The 25,587-nt window shown below is 38.6% G+C and carries 23 protein-coding genes and 1 pseudogene; 7 read left to right on the plus strand and 17 right to left on the minus strand.

Annotated elements, in window-relative coordinates; genetic code table 11:
* The first annotated feature begins 261 nt into the window (after positions 1-261).
* The 6 genes and pseudogenes from VOI46_RS07915 (at position 262) to VOI46_RS07940 (ending at position 6,998) form a co-directional block, all read left to right on the plus strand.
* A complete protein-coding gene (locus VOI46_RS07915) occupies positions 262-1,584 on the plus strand; it encodes a hypothetical protein (protein WP_324738203.1) in 1,323 nt (440 codons plus the stop codon).
* 138 nt (positions 1,585-1,722) lie between these two features.
* Positions 1,723-3,027 (plus strand): sugar ABC transporter substrate-binding protein, encoded by a 1,305-nt coding sequence (locus tag VOI46_RS07920; RefSeq protein ID WP_324738204.1) that lies wholly within the window; start codon positions 1,723-1,725, stop codon positions 3,025-3,027.
* A 118-nt stretch (positions 3,028-3,145) separates the two neighbouring features.
* Positions 3,146-4,017: pseudogene (locus VOI46_RS07925) on the plus strand (sugar ABC transporter permease).
* Positions 4,018-4,019: 2 nt separating this feature from the next.
* Positions 4,020-4,850, plus strand: coding sequence for a carbohydrate ABC transporter permease (locus VOI46_RS07930; protein ID WP_324738205.1), 831 nt, complete (start codon positions 4,020-4,022; stop codon positions 4,848-4,850).
* 10 nt (positions 4,851-4,860) lie between these two features.
* Positions 4,861-5,874, plus strand: coding sequence for a sn-glycerol-3-phosphate ABC transporter ATP-binding protein UgpC (gene ugpC, locus VOI46_RS07935; RefSeq protein WP_324738206.1), 1,014 nt, complete (start codon positions 4,861-4,863; stop codon positions 5,872-5,874).
* 164 nt (positions 5,875-6,038) lie between these two features.
* The gene (locus VOI46_RS07940) at positions 6,039-6,998 is read left to right on the plus strand and encodes a sugar-binding transcriptional regulator (RefSeq protein WP_004586535.1); all 960 of its coding nucleotides are present in this window, start codon (positions 6,039-6,041) and stop codon (positions 6,996-6,998) included.
* A gap of 894 nt (positions 6,999-7,892) precedes the next feature.
* Here VOI46_RS07940 and VOI46_RS07945 read toward each other — a convergent pair.
* From VOI46_RS07945 to VOI46_RS08020, 16 genes are all read right to left on the minus strand, one after another.
* Positions 7,893-8,669 carry a DNA/RNA non-specific endonuclease gene (locus VOI46_RS07945; RefSeq protein WP_004586582.1) on the minus strand — a complete coding sequence of 259 codons (777 nt, stop codon included), beginning with the start codon at positions 8,667-8,669 and terminating at the stop codon, positions 7,893-7,895.
* Between the two features lie 467 nt (positions 8,670-9,136).
* Complete coding sequence (locus VOI46_RS07950) at positions 9,137-9,961, minus strand: alpha/beta hydrolase (protein ID WP_004586583.1); 825 nt, start codon at positions 9,959-9,961, stop codon at positions 9,137-9,139.
* Between the two features lie 337 nt (positions 9,962-10,298).
* Positions 10,299-11,948 carry a response regulator gene (locus VOI46_RS07955; protein WP_282337581.1) on the minus strand — a complete coding sequence of 550 codons (1,650 nt, stop codon included), beginning with the start codon at positions 11,946-11,948 and terminating at the stop codon, positions 10,299-10,301.
* Between the two features lie 162 nt (positions 11,949-12,110).
* On the minus strand, positions 12,111-13,130 hold the full coding sequence (locus VOI46_RS07960) for a hypothetical protein (RefSeq protein ID WP_004586586.1): 1,020 nt from the start codon (positions 13,128-13,130) through the stop codon (positions 12,111-12,113).
* A complete protein-coding gene (locus tag VOI46_RS07965; protein WP_324738207.1) occupies positions 13,127-14,290 on the minus strand; it encodes a hypothetical protein in 1,164 nt (387 codons plus the stop codon). Before VOI46_RS07965 ends, VOI46_RS07960 begins: the two co-directional genes overlap by 4 nt.
* A gap of 9 nt (positions 14,291-14,299) precedes the next feature.
* Positions 14,300-15,115 carry a type II secretion system F family protein gene (locus VOI46_RS07970; protein ID WP_004586588.1) on the minus strand — a complete coding sequence of 272 codons (816 nt, stop codon included), beginning with the start codon at positions 15,113-15,115 and terminating at the stop codon, positions 14,300-14,302.
* The gene (locus VOI46_RS07975) at positions 15,112-15,987 is read right to left on the minus strand and encodes a type II secretion system F family protein (protein WP_282337583.1); all 876 of its coding nucleotides are present in this window, start codon (positions 15,985-15,987) and stop codon (positions 15,112-15,114) included. The genes VOI46_RS07970 and VOI46_RS07975 overlap by 4 nt, the downstream gene beginning before the upstream one ends.
* Complete coding sequence (locus tag VOI46_RS07980; RefSeq protein ID WP_004586590.1) at positions 15,980-16,663, minus strand: CpaF/VirB11 family protein; 684 nt, start codon at positions 16,661-16,663, stop codon at positions 15,980-15,982. The genes VOI46_RS07975 and VOI46_RS07980 overlap by 8 nt, the downstream gene beginning before the upstream one ends.
* A gap of 8 nt (positions 16,664-16,671) precedes the next feature.
* Complete coding sequence (locus VOI46_RS07985) at positions 16,672-17,277, minus strand: ATPase, T2SS/T4P/T4SS family (protein ID WP_004586591.1); 606 nt, start codon at positions 17,275-17,277, stop codon at positions 16,672-16,674.
* A 128-nt stretch (positions 17,278-17,405) separates the two neighbouring features.
* The gene (locus VOI46_RS07990) at positions 17,406-18,050 is read right to left on the minus strand and encodes a hypothetical protein (RefSeq protein ID WP_004586592.1); all 645 of its coding nucleotides are present in this window, start codon (positions 18,048-18,050) and stop codon (positions 17,406-17,408) included.
* A gap of 64 nt (positions 18,051-18,114) precedes the next feature.
* Positions 18,115-18,420 (minus strand): hypothetical protein, encoded by a 306-nt coding sequence (locus VOI46_RS07995; RefSeq protein ID WP_004586593.1) that lies wholly within the window; start codon positions 18,418-18,420, stop codon positions 18,115-18,117.
* Positions 18,421-18,890: 470 nt separating this feature from the next.
* The gene (locus VOI46_RS08000; RefSeq protein WP_004586595.1) at positions 18,891-19,568 is read right to left on the minus strand and encodes a hypothetical protein; all 678 of its coding nucleotides are present in this window, start codon (positions 19,566-19,568) and stop codon (positions 18,891-18,893) included.
* Complete coding sequence (locus VOI46_RS08005; RefSeq protein WP_282337584.1) at positions 19,565-21,484, minus strand: pilus assembly protein N-terminal domain-containing protein; 1,920 nt, start codon at positions 21,482-21,484, stop codon at positions 19,565-19,567. Before VOI46_RS08005 ends, VOI46_RS08000 begins: the two co-directional genes overlap by 4 nt.
* Positions 21,485-21,667: 183 nt before the next feature.
* Positions 21,668-22,240: a tRNA-(ms[2]io[6]A)-hydroxylase gene (locus tag VOI46_RS08010; RefSeq protein ID WP_004586597.1), complete on the minus strand. Its 573-nt coding sequence runs from the start codon at positions 22,238-22,240 to the stop codon at positions 21,668-21,670.
* A gap of 75 nt (positions 22,241-22,315) precedes the next feature.
* Positions 22,316-22,945 carry a sulfotransferase gene (locus VOI46_RS08015; RefSeq protein WP_004586598.1) on the minus strand — a complete coding sequence of 210 codons (630 nt, stop codon included), beginning with the start codon at positions 22,943-22,945 and terminating at the stop codon, positions 22,316-22,318.
* 11 nt (positions 22,946-22,956) lie between these two features.
* A complete protein-coding gene (locus VOI46_RS08020; RefSeq protein WP_004586599.1) occupies positions 22,957-23,331 on the minus strand; it encodes an MAPEG family protein in 375 nt (124 codons plus the stop codon).
* Positions 23,332-23,449: 118 nt separating this feature from the next.
* Here VOI46_RS08020 and VOI46_RS08025 point away from each other — a divergent pair, with 118 nt between their 5' ends.
* Positions 23,450-24,808, plus strand: a complete 1,359-nt coding sequence (locus VOI46_RS08025; RefSeq protein WP_004586600.1) for a DUF2254 domain-containing protein — start codon at positions 23,450-23,452, stop codon at positions 24,806-24,808.
* Here the strand turns inward: VOI46_RS08025 and VOI46_RS08030 are convergent.
* Positions 24,798-25,526, minus strand: a complete 729-nt coding sequence (locus VOI46_RS08030) for an SIMPL domain-containing protein (RefSeq protein WP_004586601.1) — start codon at positions 25,524-25,526, stop codon at positions 24,798-24,800. The two genes, VOI46_RS08025 and VOI46_RS08030, sit on opposite strands and share 11 nt — an antisense overlap.
* Positions 25,527-25,587 lie beyond the last annotated feature (61 nt).

Below are 25,587 nucleotides of genomic sequence, written 5' to 3' on the forward strand. Positions count from 1 at the left end.
ATAAGACTTTAGTCATAACTGGCAATTTTATTTTGGAATTCAAAACTATTAAACCCTTGTTTATAAATGTAAATTTTTATAAACACGATTTCATGTAAATGTTTTGTAATAAAAGATGTTGACGTTACATTATTCACTTGTGATTATGCTCATTAGCTGAGCTAATGCCCATCACGAAGTTTAAAAACACATTTAAATAAAATGCCCATTTGCTTTAGCTGCACACTGAAAATACACAACACACTAAATAGAGAGTTCATTATGTTAAATAATAAGAAAGCTAAATTTGCGCTAACTTTAGTAGCTGCAGCGTTGGCGGCGCCTGCACAAGCAGAAATGTCAGATTACTTTGACCGCCTTGACGTTAACTTTCTAGCAATGCAAAACTTTCAGTCTATTCAAGCTAAAGACGGTGCATTTCGTCCTGGAGATGAAGAACAATCATCAGGTTTTGGGCGTATTAGAGCTAACTTAATGCTTAAGTTTCATATAAATGAATACATTACTGCCGACATTGATATAGCCGAAGAGCCAAATGATTTTGGCGGCGGCGACCGTGATTTTTCGTTCCATAACGACTTTGCAGGTATTGAATTTGATTTACTTGGCTTATACGGCACACCAAACGAAAACGAAAATTTAACGCTTCGTTTAGGTAATATTGGCGCGTCTCCATTTCAGTTTAAAGGTTTTCAAGACGGCGCTGATAACCAAGGTAATGCCTTAATTGGTAACGGCATTAACGACTACGCAACCGCAGAAAACGGTGCACAATTAAGCTACACAGAAACTTTTGACAGTGGTGTGCTTCGTTCTTATAACGTAGCGGGTCACATTACTACATCAAGCTTTGGCGAAGCATTTCAGGAAGATAGAGGCTTTAACTACCGCTTACAAGGTACATTAGAGTTTGAAGGTGGCTTTAAAGTTGGCTTGAATTACTTACAAGCTAACCAAGGCGACCAACTTCGTTTTGAAAATGGCGTAGCGAGCTTAGATGGACTCACAACAACAAATTACCGTTTTGGTGATGGCGAAAACTATAACTTTTCGGCTTCTCCTTCTAGCGAACGTGATACTCACGTAGGTGTTATGCCAGGGCTTGATCAGTCTATCATTCAATTAAATTTAGCGTATCAGCCATCAGATCAAACCAGCATCATTTTAATGTTGGGTAAATCGTCTGACGATTACACCTTTGCAGACTCTGCAGGTTACGCAGTGGCAGGTATTACCTACTTTGGTACAGATGGCGTGGCAGACGAAAACGGTACCACGTTTGATTCTAACAGTGTAATTAAAGGCGAAAGCTCAGTAGAATATTACGCCGTTGAAGCACAGCAATATATCATTCCTGAAAAACTTTACGTAGCCGCGCGCTATGCAGAGTCAGAAAACACTTCAGATTTAATCAGCCAAAACGATAACACCGTTGAGCGCTTACAAGTAGCCGCAGGTTACTGGTTTACAGATTCAACACTTTTAAAAGTTGAGTATGTAAACCAAGAAGAAGGCGCAAACTCAGGCGGCCAAATTGGTCATGGTTTTGACGGTTTCACCTCAGAAATCTCAGTTAAATTTTAAATAGCTTACTAACTTACTGTTTGGTTTAAAGGTAATTTCAACGCTGTAAATACGTTGAAATTGCTCACCGCTTTATTTACTAAGGCGCTTTACAGTTATTTTTTAAGCGTCATTTAACATATTTATGAGGTTAACCCGATGAAAACTAAATTATTAATGCTCGCGTGTTCAATTATGGCTATTAACGTAGCCGCTAAAGAAACCATAACCATTGCCACTGTTAATAATGGTGACATGATCACCATGAAAGAGCTTAGCAATCATTTTGAAGAACAAAACCCAGATATTTCATTAAAATGGGTAACACTAGAAGAAAATATTTTACGTCAACGTGTAACAACCGATGTTGCCACAAAAGGCGGCCAATACGATGTAATGACAATTGGCACATATGAAGTGCCAATTTGGGGTAAACAAAACTGGCTAACTGAGCTTGATAACCTAGGTGAAAATTACGACGTTGATGACTTACTACCGGCTATTCGCAGTGGCTTAACGATAGATAACAAATTATACGCGGCCCCATTTTATGGCGAAAGCTCTATGGTTATGTACCGTCCAGACCTAATGGAAAAAGCCGGCCTAGAAATGCCAAACGCGCCTACGTGGAGCTTTATTCAAAAAGCTGCAAAAGCGATGACCAATAAAGATGAAGGTGTTTATGGCCTTTGCTTACGTGGTAAAGCAGGTTGGGGCGAAAACGTTGCTTTAATTACTTCAATGGCAAATTCGTTTGGCGCTCGCTGGTTTGATGAAAATTGGAAACCACAATTTAACCCCCCTGAGTGGAAAGCCACACTCCAGTACTATGTAGATGTTATGAAAGAGTCTGGTCCTGCGGGTTCGTCAGCGAATGGGTTTAACGAAAACCTAGCGTTATTTCAAACGGGTAAATGTGGTATTTGGATTGATGCAACGGTTGCTGGCGCATTTGTAACCAATAAAAAAGATTCTGAAGTCGCTGATAAAGTAGGCTTTGCACTTGCACCAGATAATGGCCTAGGTAAACGTGGTAATTGGCTATGGTCATGGACACTTGCAATTCCTTCTAGTAGTAAAAAATCTGATGCTGCAATGAAATTTATTAGCTGGGCTACATCAAAAGAGTACAGCCAATTAGTTGCCGATAACAAAGGCTGGGCAAAAGTACCGCCGGGTACTCGCGCATCACTTTATGAAAACGAGCAATACATGAATGCAGCACCGTTTGCACAAATAACGCTTGATTCTATTAATTCGGCCGACCCGAAAAACCCTACTGTTAAACCCGTGCCTTATGTTGGCATTCAGTTTGTAGCTATTCCAGAATTTCAAGGAATTGGTACTGCTGTTGGGCAGCAGTTTTCCGCTGCACTTACTGGGCAAATGACTGTTGAGCAAGCACTTAACACATCACAACGCCTAGTTGAGCGCACAATGCGTAAAGCGCGCTACCCAAAATAAATAAGTAGGCGGGTAAGTTTAACGCTTACCTCGTATTTTTCGTCAGCATTATCATGTTATCTAGTAGCCGTTTGTCGTTGTTGCTAAGGTTAATGCTGACTTTTTGAAGGTCACTGATATGGCAACTACACAGTCTCGTACGCTTGCACGCATAATGCTATTTCCTAGTATAATTTTATTACTAGGATGGATGATAGTGCCGCTGTGCATGACACTCTATTTCTCGTTTGTAGATTACAACTTACTTATTCCTGGTGAACGCGAATTTGTAGGCTTTTTAAACTACGAGTTTTTTTAACAGATCCCGCATTTGTAGAATCCTTTTTTAATACCCTTTATTTAGTAACGGGTGTATTAGCTATCACAATTTGTGGTGGTATCGGTTTAGCTGTTCTCCTCGACCAAGCAATATGGGGGCGAAACTATGTTCGTATTATGGTTCTCGCCCCATTTTTTGTTATGCCAACCGTATCGGCTTTGGTGTGGAAAAACATGTTTATGAACCCTGTAAACGGATTATTTGCACACTTTGCAATTTGGCTCGGCTTTGAACCTATCGACTTTTTTGCGCAAATGCCTTTGTTTTCAATCATTATTATTGTTTCTTGGCAGTGGTTACCGTTTGCTGCGTTGATATTACTCACAGCAATTCAATCCCTTTACCGCGAACAACTCGAAGCTGCAGATTTAGATGGTGCAGGACCTTTTAGTAAGTTTTTTTACATAGTGCTGCCGCATTTATCACGCGCTGTTACCGCTGTTATTTTAATTGAAACTATATTTTTACTGTCTATTTTTGCAGAAATTTTAGTGACAACCAGTGGCGGGCCTGGGTATGCATCAACTAATATTACTTACTTAATTTACACCCAATCGTTATTACAATTTGATGTAGGCGGGGGCTCAGCAGGGGGCATAGTTGCAGTAATTATTGCCAATATTGTAGCCATATTTTTAATGCGCCCTATTGGTAAAAACTTAGAGGGTTAATCATGGCTAGTGCAGCAAATAAAAAATCAAAACTAATTTATACCCTGGCAGCATGGACCATCAGTGGGATGATATTTTTCCCAATTTTATGGACATTAATCACCAGTTTTAAGACCGAAGCAGAAGCTATATCAGCCACACCAGCGTTATTTGCTTTTGATTGGACACAGGAAAACTATCAAGATGTGTTAGCCCGCTCGCCGTATTTTGATCACTTTTGGAACTCAGTGGTTATATCACTCGGCTCAAGTTTATTGGGCTTATTAATAGCCGTACCAGCCGCGTGGTCAATGGCGTTTGTGCAAACGAAAAAAACCAAAAACCTACTTATGTGGATGCTTTCTACAAAAATGCTCCCGCCGGTAGGGGTGTTAATTCCTATTTATTTACTCTTTAGAGACTTTGCTTTATTAGATACAAAACTTGGCTTAGTTATTGTTATGACCTTAATAAACTTACCGATTATGGTATGGATGTTATACACCTACTTTAGAGAAATTCCGGGTGAAATTTTAGAAGCGTCACGAATGGATGGTGCAACTATTGGCGAGGAAATATTTCATGTATTACTGCCAATCGCATTACCCGGCATAGCCTCAACATTACTGTTAAACGTAATTTTGGCATGGAACGAAGCATTTTGGACACTCATTTTAACCGCTGCGAATGCCGCACCACTAACGGCATTTATTGCCAGTTACTCAAGCCCAGAAGGGTTATTTTACGCCAAGTTGTCGGCAGCTTCTGCCATGGCCATTGTGCCAATATTAATTCTTGGTTGGTTTAGTCAAAAACAATTAGTGCGCGGCTTAAGCTTTGGCGCAGTAAAGTAGGAGAACACACATGGGCAGCATCACACTAAAAAAAGTAACTAAAAGTTTTGATGAAGTAAACGTAATTAAACCGCTTGATTTAGAGATAAAAGACGGCGAATTTATTGTATTTGTAGGGCCATCGGGCTGTGGTAAATCAACTTTACTACGTATGATTGCCGGATTGGAAGACACAACCAGCGGCACAATTGAGATTGATGGCCAAGATGCAACACAGACGCCACCGGCAAAACGTGGTTTAGCTATGGTATTTCAGTCGTACGCTTTATACCCGCACATGAGTGTACGCAATAACATTGCGTTTCCACTAAAACGTGCAAAAGTAAGCCCTGCGGAAATTGAAAGTAAAATAGCAAATGCCGCTAAAATACTTAATTTAACTGATTACTTAGACCGTAAACCAGGGCAATTATCGGGCGGGCAACGCCAACGTTTAGCAATAGGGCGTGCAATTGTTAGGCAACCGTCGGCTTTTTTGTTTGACGAACCACTTTCAAATTTAGATGCATCACTGCGTGTAAATATGCGCTTAGAAATTTCTGAACTACACAAAAGCTTAGCTACAACAATGATTTATGTAACACATGACCAAGTTGAAGCGATGACAATGGCAGACAGAATTGCAGTATTTAATGGGGGGATTATTGAGCAAGTCGGAACGCCGCTTGAGCTGTATCAACACCCAGTAAATAAATTTGTTGCAGGCTTTATTGGTTCACCAAAAATGAACTTTATTGAAGTAGATAACGATAGCCATGCACAAACGCACAGTTTGGGTGTACGTCCTGAGCACTTTGAAATTTCAACTGAGTCAGGAACTTGGCAAGGTACTGTGGGCGTTATCGAGCATTTAGGTTCTGAAAGCTTTTTACATGTAACTATTAACGATGGAAGCACGGTTACGGTGAAAGCAGATGGCGATTGCCCACTACAATATGGCGATACAATATATTTAAGTGCCCCTGAGCAAAAGGTACATAGATTTGATAAAAATGGTTTAACGATTAAAAAACCAACAGTTTAATCCGCCGTTTTCACCCAATACTTTAGGAATAGCAAATTTACCTAAAGTATTGGTTATTAAATTAATGTGACACTTCGGCATTTTATAAATGAATGATATATTTGCAAATATTATAAAATGATCTATCGCTAAAACTAAGCGGCTTATCAAAATAAGAGGTTTATGTGGCAAAGCTATCAAATACAGAAATACGTAAGCTCGATGATGCAGCTAGAGCAGGGTGGCTCTATTATGTTGCGGGTAAAACACAAGACGAAATTGCCAAAAAGCTCAATGTATCCCGTCAATCGGCTCAACGTATGGTGGCATTATCTGTAAGCCAAGGGCTTATTAAAGTAAGGCTCGATCATCCTATTGCTAAATGTATGGATTTAGCAGAAAAAATTAAAAGCCGTTTTGGCTTAGACTCTTGTGAAGTAGTGCCTAGCGATGGCTCAGATCCAAACTCAACAGTGGGTTTAGCGCAAGCCGGTGCTGCTGAAATACAACGCCATTTAAAATCAGAAACACCGAAAATTTTAGCTATGGGTACTGGGCGCGTACTACGTGCATGTGTTGATGAACTGCCAACGCTAGATTGTAGTCAACACAAAGTAGTGGCTATGCTTGGCAACATGGCACTTGATGGGTCGGCTTCACCTTATGATGTAGTTGTTAGAATGGCCGAGCATATAAATGCAAAGCATTACCCAATGCCGCTTCCTGTATTACCAAGAAGTGTTGAAGAGAAACAGCAATTGCATTCACAACATAATATTACCAGTAACTTAAAATTGGCCACTCAAGCCGACGTAACATTTGTGGGTGTAGGTAGCCTAGGCGAAAAATCGCCATTGCATATTGATGGCTTTGTTGATGAGCAAGAGCTAAAAGAGCTACAAAATTTAGGGGCTGTGGGCGAAATGATCAGCTGGGTTTACGACAAACGCGGCCAATTAATTGACTGCACTGTAAACCAACGTGTTGCCAGTACGCCATTAAAAATTGAAGGTAATAAACAAATTTACGCTATAGCCGCCGGTGAAGATAAAGTACTTGCGATACTAGGTGCAGTTAGATCAAATATGATCAGCGGTTTAATTACTAACGAATACACAGCAGAACGTATTTTAAGTATGGATTAGCTAAGGTTGTTTTAGGTAGCTTTTTAAAATCTACGGATGATAACTGACTAACTGAGCCTTTATTTTTCAAAAAGGAAAACTAACAGGCTCATTTAAAATACCAATAAAGTTTTAATAAATTTAGGCTTTTTATAAAACGTTTTAAATAGCGCTTTAATAAAAGAGCGCCGAACTGAAAGAAGGTTGATGAAAATAGCAAAGCAAAAACTGGTGTAGTTAAAATTTTAAAGTAGCCAATGAATGCTTAAAGTTCTTTGTAAGTAATATAGTTAGTAAAGTTTTAAGTGTAATAAATAATAAAACGTAATAACCAGGAATAAACTAAAAGCACTTAGCAAAGTAAGGCTTGGTATAGCTTGGTAAAAATAAGCTTAATGTCCGATACCGTCTAGTATTGGACATAGTGGGGGTGTAATACGCACTCCTTATTATAATATACATAACTACCTATAATTTATATTATGTTAAATAAGGTAAATTAATACATAATCAAAGTAACTATCCTTCTATTATTTAGGTATAAACCCCTATTTCTGGTGTTTTGTAATAGTCTTTTAAAGTTGGTCTTTCAGTTAACCGTTTAAATTGTTATGCACAGTAACTTTTAACAACAACTTACGGACTACTTTTTACACTGATATTTTCGCAACTATTTATGTAGCCTTTCAATCTTATAAAACCAAGCAATTACAAATTCCATAGAGCAGCCTCTATATTCCCTTTATAAAAATTAATTACCTTTTTTAAACAGGCTCAAATTTTCTAATCGTCGTTTCTATCACTTTGTTTAGAGCTAACTTACTGCTACAAGAATTTATTACGCCTTATATCAGGTTTAATTTAAAGCCTTAGATTTTTCTTAAAACCTAAGGCTTTACTCAAAAATAATATGACTTAGTTACAACCTAGCTCAAACCTTAAACCATACACTGATGATTCAATTGTTTGTGCACTGTTATACGATAAGTTTGGCATTACATTTATACCCGAGCGCGATTCAACTTCATCAATACTTACTTCGGTATTACAAAAGTTATCACTGCGACTTGCTGTTTGCTCCATAATAAATGCCGATGCTTTAATTGTGCTACCAGTTTGCTGCATAACAATTTTAAAATAGCCGCTTGGAATCGTATGTGCTTCGTTAGCTTGTGGTAACTCTGCAAAATAATATTCGTATAATGGACCTGTTACTACATATAAATCATTTCCATTTCCTACGTGATTTCGCACTGCAGATTCAAGCCTAACCCATGGGCCTTGATTTAATGCGGATGATTGCGGCGTAATATTAGAAAGTAAGTTTGTTAGTTTCCAATCAGCCGTATTACTAAAAGATGCTAATGGAACTTGATGGCCTCTATCGGTATTTATTGTTGCATACGCATCAGTATAATCAGCGGGTTCTAACGTATAGTGAGAATATAAATCCGGATCGGCTTTCCAACTTCTGCTTCTCGATGGTCCACTCATAGTGCTAGTCGTAACATGGTAAGCTACCCAATCTGCAAACTTTGTATAACGATTATTTTTTAAAGTATAAATACTTCGCTCAATTGTATTGCCATTATCTAAACCTGTTGGGCAACCTTGTAAACAATTGTCTGCACTTGCGCTGTGTGCAAAACATAAACCTGTAAGTACTATTGATGCCTTTATTATTGTCTTCATTGTTTTATCCTCAATTAAATGAGGGTAAAAATTAGCAGTACATTATTACAGCAATATGTATCTAACTAATTGTTTATAAATACAATAATATCGTCTTAGGCTTTTGGTATTACTAATAAAAGTCGCGAGTATACAGTTACCCTCGCCTTATATTCAACGTAGTGACGTCACTTGTAGACCTAGCGAATAAAGGGGTTTTTATATACCTACATGCATTATGTTAAATTGACTGATTTATTTTTTTCTATGCGTAATCACCCTAATATAAAGCGTATACGCACACTTTCAATGTATGAATATTGAGCAATTAATAGCGACTTTACTTAAATGGTTAAATACAAAAAAATAGATGAAAACAAAAAAGCCGTTTGAGTAACTAATTATACAAAAATTAATACAGCTCAAACGGCATGGTGTTATATACATGTTAGCCAAAGTGGCTAACTAGGCTTTTAAATTAAGATATTTTAAAACTTTTTATCAGCCAAAAATTCACCCATTAACGAAGTTACCCGTTCTGGTTTTTCATCAATAACCCAGTGCCCTGCTTTTTCTATCCAAGTTAGTGTTGCATTTGGTAAGGTTTGAGCTAACTGAGGTGCATATTTAGGTTTTTGAAAGTTATCTTCATCACCCCATAAAATGAGGGTTTCATGCTTTAAGCTTTTAAGCTCACCGGCAATTGCTTGTGTGTACTCTTTATTAAGTCGGCGCATATTATTGAATAACGCTGCTTTACCTTGCTCATTACTCCATTGCTTTAAATACTGTTTTTTCAGCTCATCGGTCATTATGCTTTTATCGTATACACCTTTTGGCATAAAATCATTTAGCGTATCAACAAACTCATCAACCGATGTTTCTTGCTCTACACCAGGTTCAAGCAAAGGTTCAAACTCGGGTATTGGCCAAGAATCAAAGCAAACACTATCAATTAATATTAAGCTGTTTACTTTTTCTGGGTAATTTACCGCCATGAGTTGCGCAATTCCGCCACCTATATCATGAGAGGCAATGTTTGCTTTAGCAATACCTAGCTCATCCATAAATTGACTGATTATTTTGCACTGGGCATTAATTGATACATCGGTATTTTCTGGCATATCCGATTCGCCGTAATTGAGTAAATCAGGTGCAATAACACGATGTTGCTCACTCAGTGTTGGCATAACATTTCGCCATAACGATTTGTTAGTCGGAATACCATGTAATAATAGTAGCGGTGTGCCCTCGCCCATTTCTTGATACGCAATTCTGTGGCCTTCAACGGTAATGGTTTGTGTTTTACTCATACTTAATATCCTCATCAATATTTTAAATTTAGTCTAAACCTGTGTATGTATAGAGATGAGCAATTATCATCCCAGCTTTTTTTTTACATAATTTTTTTGAGGTTTTAATAATTATAAAAACCTGAGAGGGCTTTAAAACGCGGTCTGTGGCTATTAATAGTAAGTAGGATTTATTTTGAGTTAAGCGAAAAGAGTAAAAATAAAGAGTTATAAAATAACCTTCATTTTTAAAATTATGAAATAAAGTAGTAGCTACATGAAATAATTACTGCCAGTTCGGGCCTATTAAAAATAATAGGCCCTGTGTATTTTACAATTTTATATTGTTTAATTTGGACTAGCTTAGCAAATGCTTAATTTTATTAATTAATACTTGCTGCTTTACTGGTTTTTCAAGCATGTCGTCAAACCCAAGCTCAATATACTTAGCATTACTATTTGTTTCAGAATCTGAAGTGTGGGCAATAATTTTGGTTTGCTTGCCTGCGTTATGTTTTTTTATTTTAAGCATCGCGTCTGTGCCCGACAGTTCTGGCATAACAATATCCATTAAAATAATATCGTAATTATTTTGCGACACCATCAACATAGCTTCTATTGCATTGCTTGCATAATCTATTGCTACGTTTTCATCTTTCAGCATGGCTTTAATAACCATTTCTACGAGCGGTTCATCATCAACTAATAACAACGATTTGGTGTTGTTAAATTCTGTATGCGTTGTAGTTTCAGTAATGGAGTCTTGCTTGTTTGAACTTACGGGTAACAATTCTACGGTGTTAACTAATAACGATAAATTAATAGATGTTGTTTTACCGCGCTCGTGCACAGTAATATTTTTACCGCCGAGCATTTTAAAAATTGAGATAAAAAAGCGCAGCTCTAATGTAGCATCAAAATTAATATCGCTTTCAAAAGAGCGTTGTTTGCATACCATTTGTAACTGACTATAAAAACTGCCCTGATTTGCTAAGTTATTTATAGAAAAGTCCAGCGACAAATAATGTTTACCTTGCTCGTTAATCAGCTCAGAATTTAACGACAATTTACCTTGATGTGTGCTTTCTATAAGCTCACTAGCAAGCTGAATAATTAATTGCATAATCAGTTTTTCATCACTGCTTATGCCTTTATCTATGGGCATGTTGTTATTAATGATTATATTTTTATCATCAGAGTCTTTATTAAGAATATCGGCCGTATTTTTAAGTAAGTCAGCTAAATTAATAGCGCTCATTTTAAGCTTTAATTTACCGGTATCGGTTTTATTTATATTAACTAACTGCTGCACAACACAACTTAACTGTGTGCATGCATTTTCTAACTCATTGCTAAAATTGGCTTTACTGTATTTATAATTAAGCTCTACTATAGATTGCAGTGAACTAAGTGGCGCTTTTAATTGCATTGCTAAGCGGGCTACAAATTTATCTTTTAGCTGGTTAGCTTGCTTAGATTTTTCTACTACTTGGGCAAGTAATAACTCTTTTTGATGCGCTTGTGTTTCATCTCTAAAGTAACAAACAAAGCCACCAAAGTCGGTATGCCTTTGCACAACGGTGATCCAGCGGCCGTCACTAAAGCCGATATCTATTAATTGGCTATGTTCATTAGCTAATTTATTATGCTCTTTATAATGCGTAATAATATTATTTTGTTGAGAAATGCTCATTATTTGGCTGTAACTTAATTGCTTATTGTTTTGAATAACATGATAAAATAATTCGTTAAATGCCTGATTAGTTATTACCGGAAATTCGTTACTATTAAAAATGGCAAAGCCATGCGGCAGCGCATCAAGCGAGCTTGAAAACAGCGATTCTCTATTAAGTATAAGGGTATTTTTTTGTTTAATTTCGTCATGTAATCGCCTTGGTAAACGTAAAAAGTAATAAACAAATGCAAATATAGCTAAGCTAATTAATGCCAGTTTAAATAAGTCGAACCTAGATACATTAGCAGGCGTTATCGGTTTGATGGGTTGCACATGCAAGCGCCACGTAGCAGGAAAGCGACTACTTGCTGCGCTTATGCTGTTAGGGATAGTTTTAACATTTAGCTCCCCCCTACTTCCTAATATAAACTGAGGGGTTGATATAAATAAATTATAATTTTGCGTATTTAGCTTACCTATTATGGCATTTAAAAACTAACTTAAATCAAAGGCTGTGAGTGTATAAATAGCGCTATTACCCATGTTTATTTCTGAAATTAAAAACGCTGTATCGGCTACAGTAAATACCTCTACTGATTGTTTATTTGCTCGCATTGAAAATGCGTTTAGCCAATTAGTAAAGCCGTAAGCTGCTAAATCAAAGTTGTTTTTAGACCATATGGCAAGTTGTTTATAGTCATTATCAAATACAACAAAACCTTTATACGTTAAACTGCTTGATACCTGCGTTTTTACTAAATCACTTAATTGTTGCTGAGTATAACTTTGTTGGCTTTTTAAAAAGCCTGCGACAATTTTATCTTTTTGAGTAATATAAAGTGCTTGGTTGTCAAAGCGCTCTAATGCATCAAACAGCGTTTGCCTTAACTGCTGAGTTTGTATGGCATAGGCACTTTTTTTATCTTTTTTATCTAACGTATATAAAAGCAAAGCCGAGAACGAGCAAATAACCAGCGCAATTAAAAAGGCCACCGGCGCTAAGCTAAATAAGTGAACAAATCGATTCAGTGATTTTGTCTCACTCGGTTTAATTGCCTTAGTTGGGGTAAAATGCTTATTAAGCTGGGTTTGCAGTAATTGCGCAAAAGATACAAATTGTTCTTTTTGAGAGCCTATAAGTGTTTTAGGTGAAACATCGGCAATGATCAGTACGCCAATTAAGCTGTTATCTAAATTATAAATGGGATATTGAGAGTAAAAGCGTACCTGTTTGAAGCGCCCTTTTGTTAGTGGGTCAAATAAGGTGTCTTCAATTATGTAGAGTTTTTCTTGTGTGCACGTTTGTGCCAAGCTATTTAATTCACTGTCGGCTTTGTATGGGACATCGCAGCTAATAATTTGTTGCGTATACAAGGCATTATAATCAACGAACTTAACAATAGAAACATCGTAAAACTGCTTCATTAGGGTTAGCGTTTCGGTTATTTCTTGTTTTATTTCATCTATTTGTGTGTTGTTAAATTCATTTATATTATTTGCATATGAACTGTTCATGGGCGCACTCCTTCACCTTTCGGCGGTGTAGAAATCCAACGCGTACTGTTAGCACTTGTATGTGATGGAAGTTTTACTCTAAATGGCGGAAGTAAGTTATTTAAAGCAGGTTCGCCTTGTGTATTTATCACCGGCTCTGCCGAGGTTAAATTGAGCGAAGCCTCGCAGTAAGTTACGCCAGGCTCTATGCCAATAAGGGCCAGCGTTTGAATAATTATGTCGTTATTTATTAAATCGATACCTAGCAACTCAAAAGTTGTTTCTAAAATAGTAAAAACCACTGTTTCTACTATATTTTCATCTTCTTCTAGTTGCGTACCTTGTGGGCAGCAAATACTGCCTAGCTCTACATCTACACTGCTTGCTACACCTATGAGCGACAGTGCATCAAGCGCGGTTCCTAATAACACTTCAACTTGTGGCAAATATAAATCAAGAATATCGCCTTGCGGCTCATACCCTGTTTGGCAACTATTGCACGACTGCGATAATTGCTGACTGTCTATGCCTAGTAACGGATTACCAAGCGCAGTTACACCAACCAAGCAACTACTATCGGCTTGTTGTTTAGCAATTGAAAAGCTTTCGCACGGGTTACCAGTAACTACCTTTTGAGACATATAGCGCGATACAATTTCGTCACCTGTTGCGGGACACGCTAATGCTGTACTTTTTAATAATTGCCCCATTACGGAGTTACTTAATTCGCCAATGGCATAATTAGGGCCTTGCTGTAGCGCATTGATATAACTTACATTGCCACTATTCGCGGTGTTACTAACTCCTAGACTATCTGAAAACTCATCACTTAAACTTTTTATACACGGGTTGCCTTGGCAATTAGGCGCATCGTAATAAATGGCTTCTCGTGAGGTGAACCTGTCATCGCGTATCCCAATTAAAGCGCGATATGTTGCATTTGCTTGGCGGTCTGTGTAAAAAATTAAAGGCGCTTGGTGCTCATCAAACCCAATGGCGATTCCCAAAGGTGTGTTATTAGCATCAACCACTGTTATTTGGTTATCTACTTTTGTGTGATAGCGCTTAATAAGTGCATCGCGCACTAAAATAACACCACCAATTGAGCCAATAATTAAAATGGTAATGATTAAAATCAGCTCAATAGTGAGTATGTAACCCTGTTGGTATTGTTTATTCATAGAGCGCTCCTATAGCACTTCAACCAGCATTTTTAGTACATTCATTACCTGCAGCGCCGCAGGAAAAAACACCAGTACTAAAAACATAGGAAAACAAATTAAGATAATGGGAAAGGTGGTATGCAATGCTTTTTTATTTACTTTTTTAGCTAATAAAATATTTTTTTTAAGCGCAAAGCTTTCTAATTGTGACTCAACCGCCTGTATTAACGGGGTGCCAAGCTTAGAGCCAATAAGCATTAAATTAGCTAATTTTTTTAAACCCGAGACCCCTGTTCTGTCATATAACGAATTAAAGGCTGTTTCGCGGTCTTTACCGGCACTGAGCTCAAACAAAAATAGTTTAAGCTCTTTATATAAAGGGTGTTTTTTACTTAACCCGTGATCAACCGCTAAAGCAAATGCGCGCTCTAGCGAAAAGCCTGCGCGCATATACACTAACAGCACACTTAAAAAAAACTCTAAGCTATTGTTTATTTGTACTTTACGCTGGCCTTTTTTAAATAAAAACCACATATCAGGCGCAAAAAAGCTAATAAAACAGATAATGGCTACAAGCGGTGTACTTAATACATAACCAGTGATCTCTATGGCAGTATAAGCACAAAATGTGGCGGCCATTTTAAAGCAGTACATGCTCAATAAAATTTTATTTAACTGATACCCTGCTTGTCTAAATTGGCTTTTTGAAATAACAATTAATGGATACCAATTTATATTGGTTTTGATAGGTTGCTGAACCTCAGCCTTTAATGACTGCTTTTGAATATGGATAAATGCACCCATACTCACCAATAAGCCAACAAATAAAAATATGTCTATCATAGCGTTACCCTCAAGCTTAGGCGAAGCCATAAAAAGCCAAATAACTGGCAAAGCACAGCAACGGTAATAAACGCCATGCCATTGGGGTTATTTAACAGCGGATCGAACCAGGTTGGATCGGTGTAATTAAATAAAGGCACTAAAGCGTAGGGTAAAACGCCACTAAACAGCGCAGCGTATTTAGTACCAGAAAGCTTAGCTTTGAGCTGCTGGCGATCTAGCGTTCTTAACGACATCATTTTGCATACACTTTTAAGCATGTCAGTTAAATCGCACTGGCTTTGTGTATGAGTAATTATGCTATGTGCAAATAACCGAACGGTTTCGCAGTTGTAGCGTTTAATCAAAGGGGCAAACGAGCTTTGTATATCACTGCCCATATTTAAGCGCTGCAGTAATAAATGACTTTGCGGTTTAATGTATTTATCGGCGTGTTCGTCGGCAAATTGCATAGCCTGAACAAGTGAAAGCCCAGTACTTAAACACGATTGTACTGTTTCTATGTACTCTAAAAATAAGTGCTCAAACCTGGCTAATTTATAGTACGCTAAATCAATAATCACTATGAAGCAGGTTATAAATACAACCAAAGAAACGATTAATGCACTCGTAGTTGCTTGAGGATAAAAGTACTGTGCAACATACCAAGTACTGGTGGCAAGCGAGCAAGCAACGCTTATAAATAAAGCATTACTGATGTTAATCCCAAGTACCCGCAGTGACACTGTGATAATGTCTTTTTCTTCGAGTACATCGACCTCGTGCTTAGTACTTGCAGCGTGTGTTTTTACTTTAAGTGTTATAAAAACACTCAGTGCTAAAGTAAATGACATAACACTTGCTATGGCCAGTAAGTAATCAAGTTTATTCATAATTACGCTCCCTGGCCGGTTGCAGTAATGCACTTATTTCGTTTGCGTTGGCACCTTGGCTTTGCATAAAGCTCACCACACTTGAGGTACTAATTGCCTTATCATTTACTTGCTCGGTATCACTTACGCTATACAGCGCAGAGTATTGCGCACGTGCGTCTACTCGCTTTATTTCGCCAATACTTTTTAGGGTTCTTACACCGTTTGTATTTCTAGAAACATGTACAATTAACTGAATGCTTGATGCGATTAATGCGCTGGTGTGGGTATCGCTTAGCTGCGCGTTATGTAATTGCACTAGCGTTGATAATCGGGTAACCGCATCGCTTGCACTATTAGCGTGTACAGTGGTCATTGAGCCTTGGTGCCCGCAGTTCATGGCTTGCAGCATGTCTATTACTTCACCTGCGCGTACTTCGCCTACAAGTATTCTATCGGCGCGCATTCTTAGTGCCGCTTTTACTAAATCACGCAGGGTAACGGCGCCTTTGCCATCGCTGTTGGTGTCGTGCGCTTCTAATTGCACCACATGATTATGATGCAAATTTAGCTCTGCACTTTCTTCTATAGTTACTACCCGCTCGTTAGTATTTATTGAATTAGCCAGTACATTTAACAAAGTGGTTTTACCCGCGCCGGCATTTCCACACACTAAAATATTAACCCCTAAGGCCACCGCGGTTTTTAAAAAGTGAGGCAGTTTTTGCTTAAAAACTTATTGTCGATTAAAAAATCATCGTTAATGTTTTTGTGGTTAAATTTTCTAATCGAAACAATAGCAGCACTGGTGCATGCCGGTGGCACTACAATATGTACCCTGCTGCCATCTTTTAGTTTGCCATCTACAATGGGAGTCAGTGCGTTAACTTGTCGAGCGCAACTATCAAGTAATCTATCAACAAAACGACGTAAGTGACGTTCATCGTCAAACTTACTGGCTGTACATAGCAATTTACCTTGCTTATCTATCCAAATATTTTGCGTATCGTTAATTAAAATATCGCTTACTTGGTCATCCAGCATAAATTGCGCTATTGGTCCTAAACCTTGTATTTCGTCGTAAACGGCTTGTACTACTTGAGCTTGTTGATGGCTGTTAAATGATGATTGTGCAAATTCGTCAATATCACTGCAAAGGGCAGATATTTTTTCAAGCAGCGCATCATTCAGTAAAGCACTTGGGTCTTGCTCGTACTCTTCAATTACTGCATCGTGGAGAATTTTTTTAAGTGATTCAAAGGTATTTAAATTGGTTTCTACAGACTCTGGTTTACTTGATAAATTAAACATAGCGCCTCACTTAGCTACATAAACAGCTTGGTTTTTAACGCCTTTAACCACTTGAATTGTTCGGCTAGTTTGTAATTGGGAGAAATTTTGTAAGCGCCCTTGTTCAATGTCATAAGCGCTATGCACAATTATCGATACCTTATCTTGGGTATCATTTCGGCTAACGAATACACATCTTTAGGAAGTACAGCCAACACTAATGACACACCCGCGCTGGTTGCTGGCTCTTTTTTTGCTAGGCTGTCCATCACGCCATTTTTTTGCGATTTACTGCCAGGACCTTTTGAAATGCCAATAAGCTGCACATCGCGCGCAACGGTTCTTACAAGCCGGTTTGTTTTAGCAACAATATCTAAGCGGTCGCCTTTGTGCACCCGCGATAATGGAATATCTAAAGTGGTTAATTTTAATGTATAAAGCACTCTGCCTGCGGGGATCGCCTCTGATAAATTTTGGCTTTTAACCTGCATAAAATCTGTTTCAAATAGTGGTTGTTCACCCATTTTATTAGTGGCTAATTGCTTACCAATAAAGGCGCGGGGATTTTGTATACTTAGCGCCATATTTGCATAGTTACTGGGGTTTACATCTTTTTGGGCAATGTCGTGCACACTCACTACTTGCCCTGCCGACATATTTTTATTTACCACCCAGGCAGTAACTAAGTCTTGTTCGTTTACTTGTCTGATGCCAAGCGCTGAGGCCAACATGCCAGAAGTGATAAGTAAGGTGAGTGCAGCGGTAGTCGCCCCTTTATTATTTTTACTTTTCATAATTTCCTCCTGACAAATTTCACTGCCACACGGTTGTGGCAGTGTGATTTAGGTAGTTATAAATTTAATTACCTTGTGAACCACCTGCTGCTGTACGTGTTGCAGCATCGCCGCTTGGCGTTGCATTAATAAGTGCAGCACTTTCACTAAAGTCAGAGGCAACAAAAGTAAACGAGCTACCATCGCCTGCGTAAACATCTACTGCATCCACATAGCCAGAGCCTGAAATTTCTGCAGTGCCTTCGGCGTTGATCATGCCATCAAATACATAGCTTTGATCTAACGAGCCAATTGCTTCTGCTACATCTTCAAGCTCGCTGGTTACAGAGTCTCGTAAGGTTGATAAACCAATTACCAGCGCCGCCACCATAGAAGTTGAAAGAATAATTAGCTCAGAAGTAAGTACAAAGCCTTGTTTTTTTTACCGTTTAAGTTGCTTTTCATAATGATCACCTTAAATGTGTTAGAGCTTATGCCCACTTTACATATAGCGAGGAACGTGCCATTAATGAAATACATATAAATCAGTTGGTTAATTTTGTTTTTTTAAAATATGCTTTGCTTATCCTTGTTATGATTCGCATTTTGCAAATCATTATTAAAGTGCGTTACAACGCAAGCAGAGATTATTTAAAAGGCAAGCTGTTAACTCATTTATGCAAAGCTTTTAAAAGTAAGAGTGACGAGCAATTAGCTGGGATTATTCATAAAGCGAGATAGGTTTAAACAACGCCGAGGATTGCTATTTTAATTGTTTAGGTAGGTACGTTGCTTTTACTTTTTATGAGCGGGTTTAACTAAGGAGTGCACAGTTTAATTAAATAAAAAAGCCTTGCGGCCTTAACTTTCACAATTACCAAGTACCGAAAGTTTCGCGTAGCGCGCTGTGGCTTGGCTGTTCTGCGCATCAAAACCTATTGCCTCATTATAATAATGGCACGCCAATGCGTTATCAGGTGTCGCCTCAGCTATTAGCCCTTTGTGATAGTAATAATGGCTTTTCTGCGTGCCAAATTTATAGGCAAGCTCTAAATAGTTAGCTGCAATAACGTAATGCCCTTGCGCATAATAAATAGACGCCATTTGTAAATACGGTGAAGCCTCAGTACCAAATTCATCAATAGCGTATTGGGCAATTTGTTTTGCTTTGGCTAAATTACCTTGCTCAATAGCCAAGTTAATACCTAAAGATAGCGCGTTTAAAGGCGGATTAGGTAAATTAAGAAGCTTGTTTATTACCGATTGCGCCTGATTAGCTCGTCCGCTTTTATAAATCGCATAAGCTGATACAGATAAAATAACCTTATTGTTTGGGTGCTCAAGCATTAACTGATTAAGCTCATGCACTAAGGCTAAACAATTAACCGCGCTTACCCCTTCACAAGTTAAAGCACTGCTGTTTAATGCATACTTAGTAACAATTTCACTTAGTGCAGTATGTGGGTTTATACTGCGCGCATAATCTATATGTGCGCAGCCCGATATACTCAGTAAAATAACGATATATATTATTTTCATAACCCTTGCTCCTGTATAAAACTGGCCATTTGGCTATCTAAATCAACTGTTTGCCACACACGTAAATTATTAACCGGCTCGCGGACTAAATTAGGGGTAACCACAATAATCAACTCGCGGTTGTTTTCGCTTTTACTGGTTGTTTCGCTTAATTTACCAAACAGGCTCTCGCCGTTTGCATCAGGTACAAAGTCGTGACTGGCGTTGTTATCTGTACTAATTAATCCACCAATAATTAAAGGTTGTCCGTCTTGTAAACGGGTAGATGTTTGCATACTGCGCGTATTAAATGCACTGCTGTTTAAACTGCTGCCAGTGCTTTGTGCTATTTCTGCTGTGAGTGTGGTGTCTGGCAATGAAATAACCGGGTTTAAATCAAGGGTTATGCGGTCTTTGTCATCCACTAAAGCACGAACATTAAGCTTAACGCCGAACGATTTAAACTCAGTACCACTAAACACTGAACCGCTGTTACCTTGTTGCCCGCTGGAAATGCCAGATGGGCTGTAGCTTGTAGGTACTGGCACTTCGCCGCCTACTTTAAATACCGCGCTTTCGCCTGCAAGTACGGTAAGTGTAGGTCGCGAAAGCGTTCTTGAAATTCCCTCTTGCTCTAGCAAAGAAAACAACATATCAATGGCAAATTGCGAGGTTGATAACTGCAAGTTATTTGTTAATTGTCCGCCAATTAATTGCAGTGCGTTTTCTATTGATGCTGAGCCAGACTCACGGGCATTCATGCCTTCTAGGCCAAATAAACCTTGCTCGTTGTTATACCCATTCGAAAGCACACTAATATCTGGACGCCATTGCTTTAAGCGGCGCTGATTAACTTCATAAAGCTGCACCGACACCCTCACTTGAGGTAAGTCTTCTACTTCAATGCTTGAGAGCACTTTACCTTTAGCCACCGAAAGCAAAGTAGCCCGCGCTACGTTTGAATTAACATTGCTTAAAGTCAGGCCAGAATCGTCATTTAATAACCCGCCAGACTCATTTGCGAGTACTTCAATAGCGCTTGTTTCGTTTTGCGTTGCACTACTGATAAGCCCGTTTGGATCTAGTGCCGAAGTGGGTGCCTGGCTTGCTTGCTCTGGTTCAAATAATTTATTGATGGTATTTAACAAACGCACCAGTTCAATTTGATTTTTAACTGTGCCGCTGAGCATAAACACATCGTTATCATCGTTTGATAACTCATCAACCGAAATACGTTTTACAGTTACTTTGTCAGCCCCCATCGATTTTAACACCTGCGCTATGCGCGCTTCCTTAGGCTTTGGCGCTTGCGTAACTTTAATAAGGTTAATAATCGCTACTTTACTTGAGCTTTGTGCTAAGCCATTGTTTAAATTACCCATGCCCTGTAAACGCTGCGCTAAAGAATTAAACATTCCTTGGTTAGGCGCAGAGGTAATAACAGGTTGCGCCGATTGCGAGCTACTTGCATATAAATAGTTTTTTGCTGCTTCGTGGGCTGCATGGCGATAATTAAGCGTAGGTACTTCGCCACGTAGTACTAACGCGTGTCTATCAGGTGCGATAGTGAGCGCTAAGTTAGGATGAATATCGTTAAGGGCATTTTCAAGTACACTGTAGTCTTCGGTCACGCCCAGTAAAAATGTTTCTGATGTGTTGTCGTCATACCACACCATCATAGAGGTGCGGCCCAACTTTTTAGCTAAAATTAACAGCTCGCGTCCGTTTACTACGTTTACATCGAGTGTGGTTTCGTGGCCTAGCGCAACACGTGCTATATCGCGGTTAAATACAAAGCGAGTATGAGTCCACTTAACTAAGTGAGATACTTTTTTTACTCTATCGCCATTGGCGTTTTCTATGTAATTTAAACTGCTTTGCTTGGCGTATACACAGCACGGTAAAAAAAGTATTACGAAAAGAATGGCTTTAAACATATGCGCGTCCTCAAGTATGCGTTGGTTTAACAGAGCAAGTTTAAGACCAGCAAATATTTAGCTTTAAATTCAATAAATTAAAATGATTGGAGATATGAGCACAGGCAGCTTTAGTATTTTGATTTGCAAAATGCAAATGAAGTTAGGAGAGAAGGCACAAAGCAGTGCTTTGTGCCAAAAGTATTAATGCAGTGCGGCAGTAAAAGGAATGTTTTTACAAATTTCGGCTTCAGCGACTAGTAGCTCTTCTAAACGAACATCAACTTCATCTTTATCAAAGTATTCGTACGCTAACTCTACAAATAAGTTTTTATGTTTTTCTTCTGATTTAGCAATCGCCACATAAAAGTCTTTTTCTTTACCCTCTGGTAATGCTTGGGCAACCAATGAAAAACGCTCGTGGCCGCGGGCTTCAATAACGCCGCCAACCAGTAATCTATCCATTAAAAATCCATCACGGCCATGTCTAAATAAAGCGCGTATTTGTTTTATGTATGGATCTTTTTTGTCATCACCTAAATTAGTATCGCGTTCAATAAGCAGTTTAAGCACTTGTTTAAAGTGGATTAACTCCTCAAGCGCTAAATCGGTCATGGCTTTTACCAGTTTATGTTTGTCTGGGTAATGAGACAGCATAGAAATAGCCATGCCCGATGCCTTTTTCTCAGCGGCAGCGTGGTCTTGTAAAAACGTATTAAAGTCGGCTAAAACCGCTTCGGTCCATTCAAAGGGGGTGTTGTATTTTAATTCAAACATTTTTTGTACTACTTAAAAAATAATGCGGGGATTTTAGCGTATTTAATAGTAAAAATCTTGCAGCGCAGAGCAAAATTAACGCATATAAGGTAAATGCTTATCTATGCGCCCTTTTGCTGTTGAGTCAATTTTTAACGGGTGTTTAATATCATTCCATGCGGTCACTTTGCCGCCTATGTTCATTTTTTCAAAGTCGGTGCGCTCGCTTTTAATGTCTAAAAACGCAGTAAGCTGGGCAAAACTTTGTGGCTTTGCTATATCAATTTCTAAGTAGTCGTTACTGCGGTGCTTAAAATACTCACGCGCGTTTGCTAAATGTGTGTTGTAGCACTTTGTTAAATAATCATCTTGGTTAATATTATCAATCGATAAGTCAGTAAAGGTCGTTAAGTAACAGCGTTTTATATGAATATTAAAACCACCGTCTGGGCGCGTTAAATTAGTATGCATTCGCAGCAGCAACTGCCTAATTGAGGCAACCCAGGGTGTTTTTTCGCGCGCTAAATATATAAATTTAGCGCCGGGGTAATGGCTATCTAATGCTCGGTAGTCATTAAAAACAGGGGTATCGGCTATGGCTGTGGCGTTTTCAAAACAATACGAGGTGTACGCAGTGTGCGCCGTGGCAATGCCAAACTCTAAAAAAGCGTGGCATACACTGGTGGTGCCTGTACGCGGAAGCCCTATTATAAATATTTTACTCATAACAGCTATTACTAACTATTGCGTGTTACAAGCAATAAAAAGGCACTAATAACCATCACTAAAAAGGTGGCAATGGTACCAATTTGGCGATATTTAAGATTGTTTTCAACAATGCCTAAATTGTGAAAAACGCGCCCTATTAATAATGCGCCCCCTAAAATATTACAATAATGGCTGGCAAGGCCTTGGTATTCGGCTAAAAAAAGCAAAATAATCGCAAAGGGGGCGTATTCCATAAAATTAGCATGGGCACGCACAGCACGTTGTAATTTAGGGTTGCCGTTATCGCCAAGCGACACTTGTTCGCTGCGGCGCACTTTGATCACATTAAAACTTAAATAAATATAATAAAACGCTAAAAGCGCAGCATACGTAGAAACTATCACGGTGTTGTCCTGTTTTATTTTTGGCAATAATAACATAGTTTTGCACAATCATAAGTTTACTTAGTAACTATGCTACAGTGTGTATTAGTTGAATTTTATAACGCAATGAAAGGAATTTATGTTTGTCCCTCGCAAAGTAGCCGACCGCTATCGTGAAATGATCAACAGCATTGGCTTTTACCCTTCTGTACTTTCGGTTGGCTTTTTACTTTTTGCTGTAATTACCATGTCGCTTGAATACATAGCGCCTGTAGAGCAGCTCAAGGCGTTTATATCTGTTGTGCTGGTAGATAGCGCCGAAAATGCCCGCACCATTTTAAGCACCCTAGCAGGCAGTATTATATCGCTTACGGTGTTTAGTTTTTCTATGGTGATGGTGGTTTTAAATTCGGCCAGCGCCAGTTTATCTCCGCGGGTTGTACCTGGGCTTATTACCCGTAAGTCGCATCAAATGGTATTGGGCTTTTATTTAGGTAGCATAATTTACTCAATTATTATGCTCATTAATATTAATAAACTTGAAGGTGGCGATACCGCTATCCCATCGCTTGGGGTGCTGCTGTCATTGGTGTTTGGCTTAGTATCGCTTGGTTTGTTTGTATTTTTTATTCATTCAATATCTAAAGCCATTCAAGTAGATAATGTACTTAACGGTTTATTTAGCCAAACTAAACGCGAAATTAAAGCCATTGTCGATAGGCAATCAGAAAAACCGTTCACTGACTTTCCTGATTTTACACAGTGGCACTCAGTTAATAGTACTACCGAGGGTTATTACAAAGGGGTGCATACAGATAAGTTATGCGCCATATTAGCCGAGGAAAATATTCGGGTGTATATCTCGGTAAACCAAGGTTACTTTACCGTTAAAGGCTATCCGTTTTTAAAATGCGATAAAGACATTTCTAACAACGAAGAACTTATCGCTAAAATTTTAGACTGCTTTATTTTTTATATAGAAGAGTACATTAGCGATCATTACCGTTATGGATTAACGCAAATTTCAGAAATTGCCGTTAAAGCAATGAGCCCAGGTATTAATGACCCAGGTACAGCGGTTAAATCGATAGATATGCTGAGTATTTTGTTAATTGAGCGCCTGTCGCTTAACGATACAAATTATTCGTTTAAACACAGCGACAACGCCCCGTTACTCTTTATACACGAAACCAGTTTTGATGAGTTACTGCACGATAACTTTACGCCACTGCGTAATTACGCAAAAGGCGATGCGTATGTAATGACAAACGTTTTAGAGGCATTTAAAAATATATTGTTTGTAGCGCATGGCAATGATGCAGCCCGAAACAGCCTATTTAATTACTTAAATGCCATTGTAGATGACATAAACGAGCATGTAAGTAACGAATACGACAGACAAGAAATTACCAACATGCTTAACGCTATTGCACGTATTAGCAAGCCACAAGGGGATAAACTAGTGGCTCGTTTTACCTGCCAACATACTAGTCAATAAAGTAAACCGCATAGCTAGACGCTGTTACTTTAATTTCTCCAGCATGATACGCATCAGGAACAAAATTACCGGGTGCGCTATCTGCTACCATCATTGTTTTTTCTGAGCGTGCATAAGGCTGAGCAGGTACGTTCATCGGGCTTAGCGATGCCGTATATAACCCTTTTAGCTCAACGCCGTAATCGGCACTTAATTCTTTGGCGGCTTTGCGGGCATCTTGAATGGCCAGTTTTTGCGCCTGTTTGTGCAGCTCTTCATAGTTACTCGCTAAAAATTGCGTTTGGTTTATTTGGTTAATGCCGTTATTTACTAGGTTTTGTAACAGCTGAGGGTATTTTTCGATTTGCGAGAGTTTAACGCTTAACGTACGCGACACTCTAAAGCCTTTAAATTCTTGCTCTCCAGAGCTTCTGTTGTATTGGCTTTCGCGATTTATAGAAATATGCCCTGCATTAATATTACCGTCTTTAATGCCAAGCTCTTTTACTAATTTGATAGCTTTAGCCATAGTTTTATCGGCTTTGTTTTTAGCATCAATTAGGTCTTTATCTATTTCTACAATACCTACGCTTAATTGTACGTAATCAGGCATAGTGGTTACGGTTGCTTCACCTTTAACATAAATATGAGGAGCATTAGGTGTTGAGTTTGCATGCGCATCAACGCTTAAAGTACTTAAGGCAATTGCGCTACTTAATAAAAGAATGTGTGTTTTCATTGCATTATCCATTGTATTTTTGTTGTCACCATTAAAGAGCCTACGTGGTTAACAATAAATG

It is taken from the genome of Pseudoalteromonas sp. CuT4-3 (assembly GCF_035666335.1).
Lineage (GTDB): Bacteria > Pseudomonadota > Gammaproteobacteria > Enterobacterales > Alteromonadaceae > Pseudoalteromonas > Pseudoalteromonas atlantica.

What these genes read in the sequence shown, in the direction of transcription:
- VOI46_RS07915 (WP_324738203.1), top strand. Translation starts at nt 262, where the DNA reads ATGTTAAATAATAAGAAAGCTAAATTTGCGCTAACTTTAGTAGCTGCA.
- VOI46_RS07920 (WP_324738204.1), top strand. Translation starts at nt 1,723, where the DNA reads ATGAAAACTAAATTATTAATGCTCGCGTGTTCAATTATGGCTATTAAC.
- VOI46_RS07930 (WP_324738205.1), top strand. Translation starts at nt 4,020, where the DNA reads ATGGCTAGTGCAGCAAATAAAAAATCAAAACTAATTTATACCCTGGCA.
- ugpC (WP_324738206.1), top strand. Translation starts at nt 4,861, where the DNA reads ATGGGCAGCATCACACTAAAAAAAGTAACTAAAAGTTTTGATGAAGTA.
- VOI46_RS07945 (WP_004586582.1), bottom strand. Translation starts at nt 8,669, where the DNA reads ATGAAGACAATAATAAAGGCATCAATAGTACTTACAGGTTTATGTTTT.
- VOI46_RS07950 (WP_004586583.1), bottom strand. Translation starts at nt 9,961, where the DNA reads ATGAGTAAAACACAAACCATTACCGTTGAAGGCCACAGAATTGCGTAT.
- VOI46_RS07960 (WP_004586586.1), bottom strand. Translation starts at nt 13,130, where the DNA reads ATGAACAGTTCATATGCAAATAATATAAATGAATTTAACAACACACAA.
- VOI46_RS07965 (WP_324738207.1), bottom strand. Translation starts at nt 14,290, where the DNA reads ATGAATAAACAATACCAACAGGGTTACATACTCACTATTGAGCTGATT.
- VOI46_RS07970 (WP_004586588.1), bottom strand. Translation starts at nt 15,115, where the DNA reads ATGATAGACATATTTTTATTTGTTGGCTTATTGGTGAGTATGGGTGCA.
- VOI46_RS07975 (WP_282337583.1), bottom strand. Translation starts at nt 15,987, where the DNA reads ATGAATAAACTTGATTACTTACTGGCCATAGCAAGTGTTATGTCATTT.
- VOI46_RS07985 (WP_004586591.1), bottom strand. Translation starts at nt 17,277, where the DNA reads ATGTTTAATTTATCAAGTAAACCAGAGTCTGTAGAAACCAATTTAAAT.
- VOI46_RS07990 (WP_004586592.1), bottom strand. Translation starts at nt 18,050, where the DNA reads ATGAAAAGTAAAAATAATAAAGGGGCGACTACCGCTGCACTCACCTTA.
- VOI46_RS07995 (WP_004586593.1), bottom strand. Translation starts at nt 18,420, where the DNA reads ATGGTGGCGGCGCTGGTAATTGGTTTATCAACCTTACGAGACTCTGTA.
- VOI46_RS08000 (WP_004586595.1), bottom strand. Translation starts at nt 19,568, where the DNA reads ATGAAAATAATATATATCGTTATTTTACTGAGTATATCGGGCTGCGCA.
- VOI46_RS08005 (WP_282337584.1), bottom strand. Translation starts at nt 21,484, where the DNA reads ATGTTTAAAGCCATTCTTTTCGTAATACTTTTTTTACCGTGCTGTGTA.
- VOI46_RS08010 (WP_004586597.1), bottom strand. Translation starts at nt 22,240, where the DNA reads ATGTTTGAATTAAAATACAACACCCCCTTTGAATGGACCGAAGCGGTT.
- VOI46_RS08015 (WP_004586598.1), bottom strand. Translation starts at nt 22,945, where the DNA reads ATGAGTAAAATATTTATAATAGGGCTTCCGCGTACAGGCACCACCAGT.
- VOI46_RS08025 (WP_004586600.1), top strand. Translation starts at nt 23,450, where the DNA reads ATGTTTGTCCCTCGCAAAGTAGCCGACCGCTATCGTGAAATGATCAAC.
- VOI46_RS08030 (WP_004586601.1), bottom strand. Translation starts at nt 25,526, where the DNA reads ATGAAAACACACATTCTTTTATTAAGTAGCGCAATTGCCTTAAGTACT.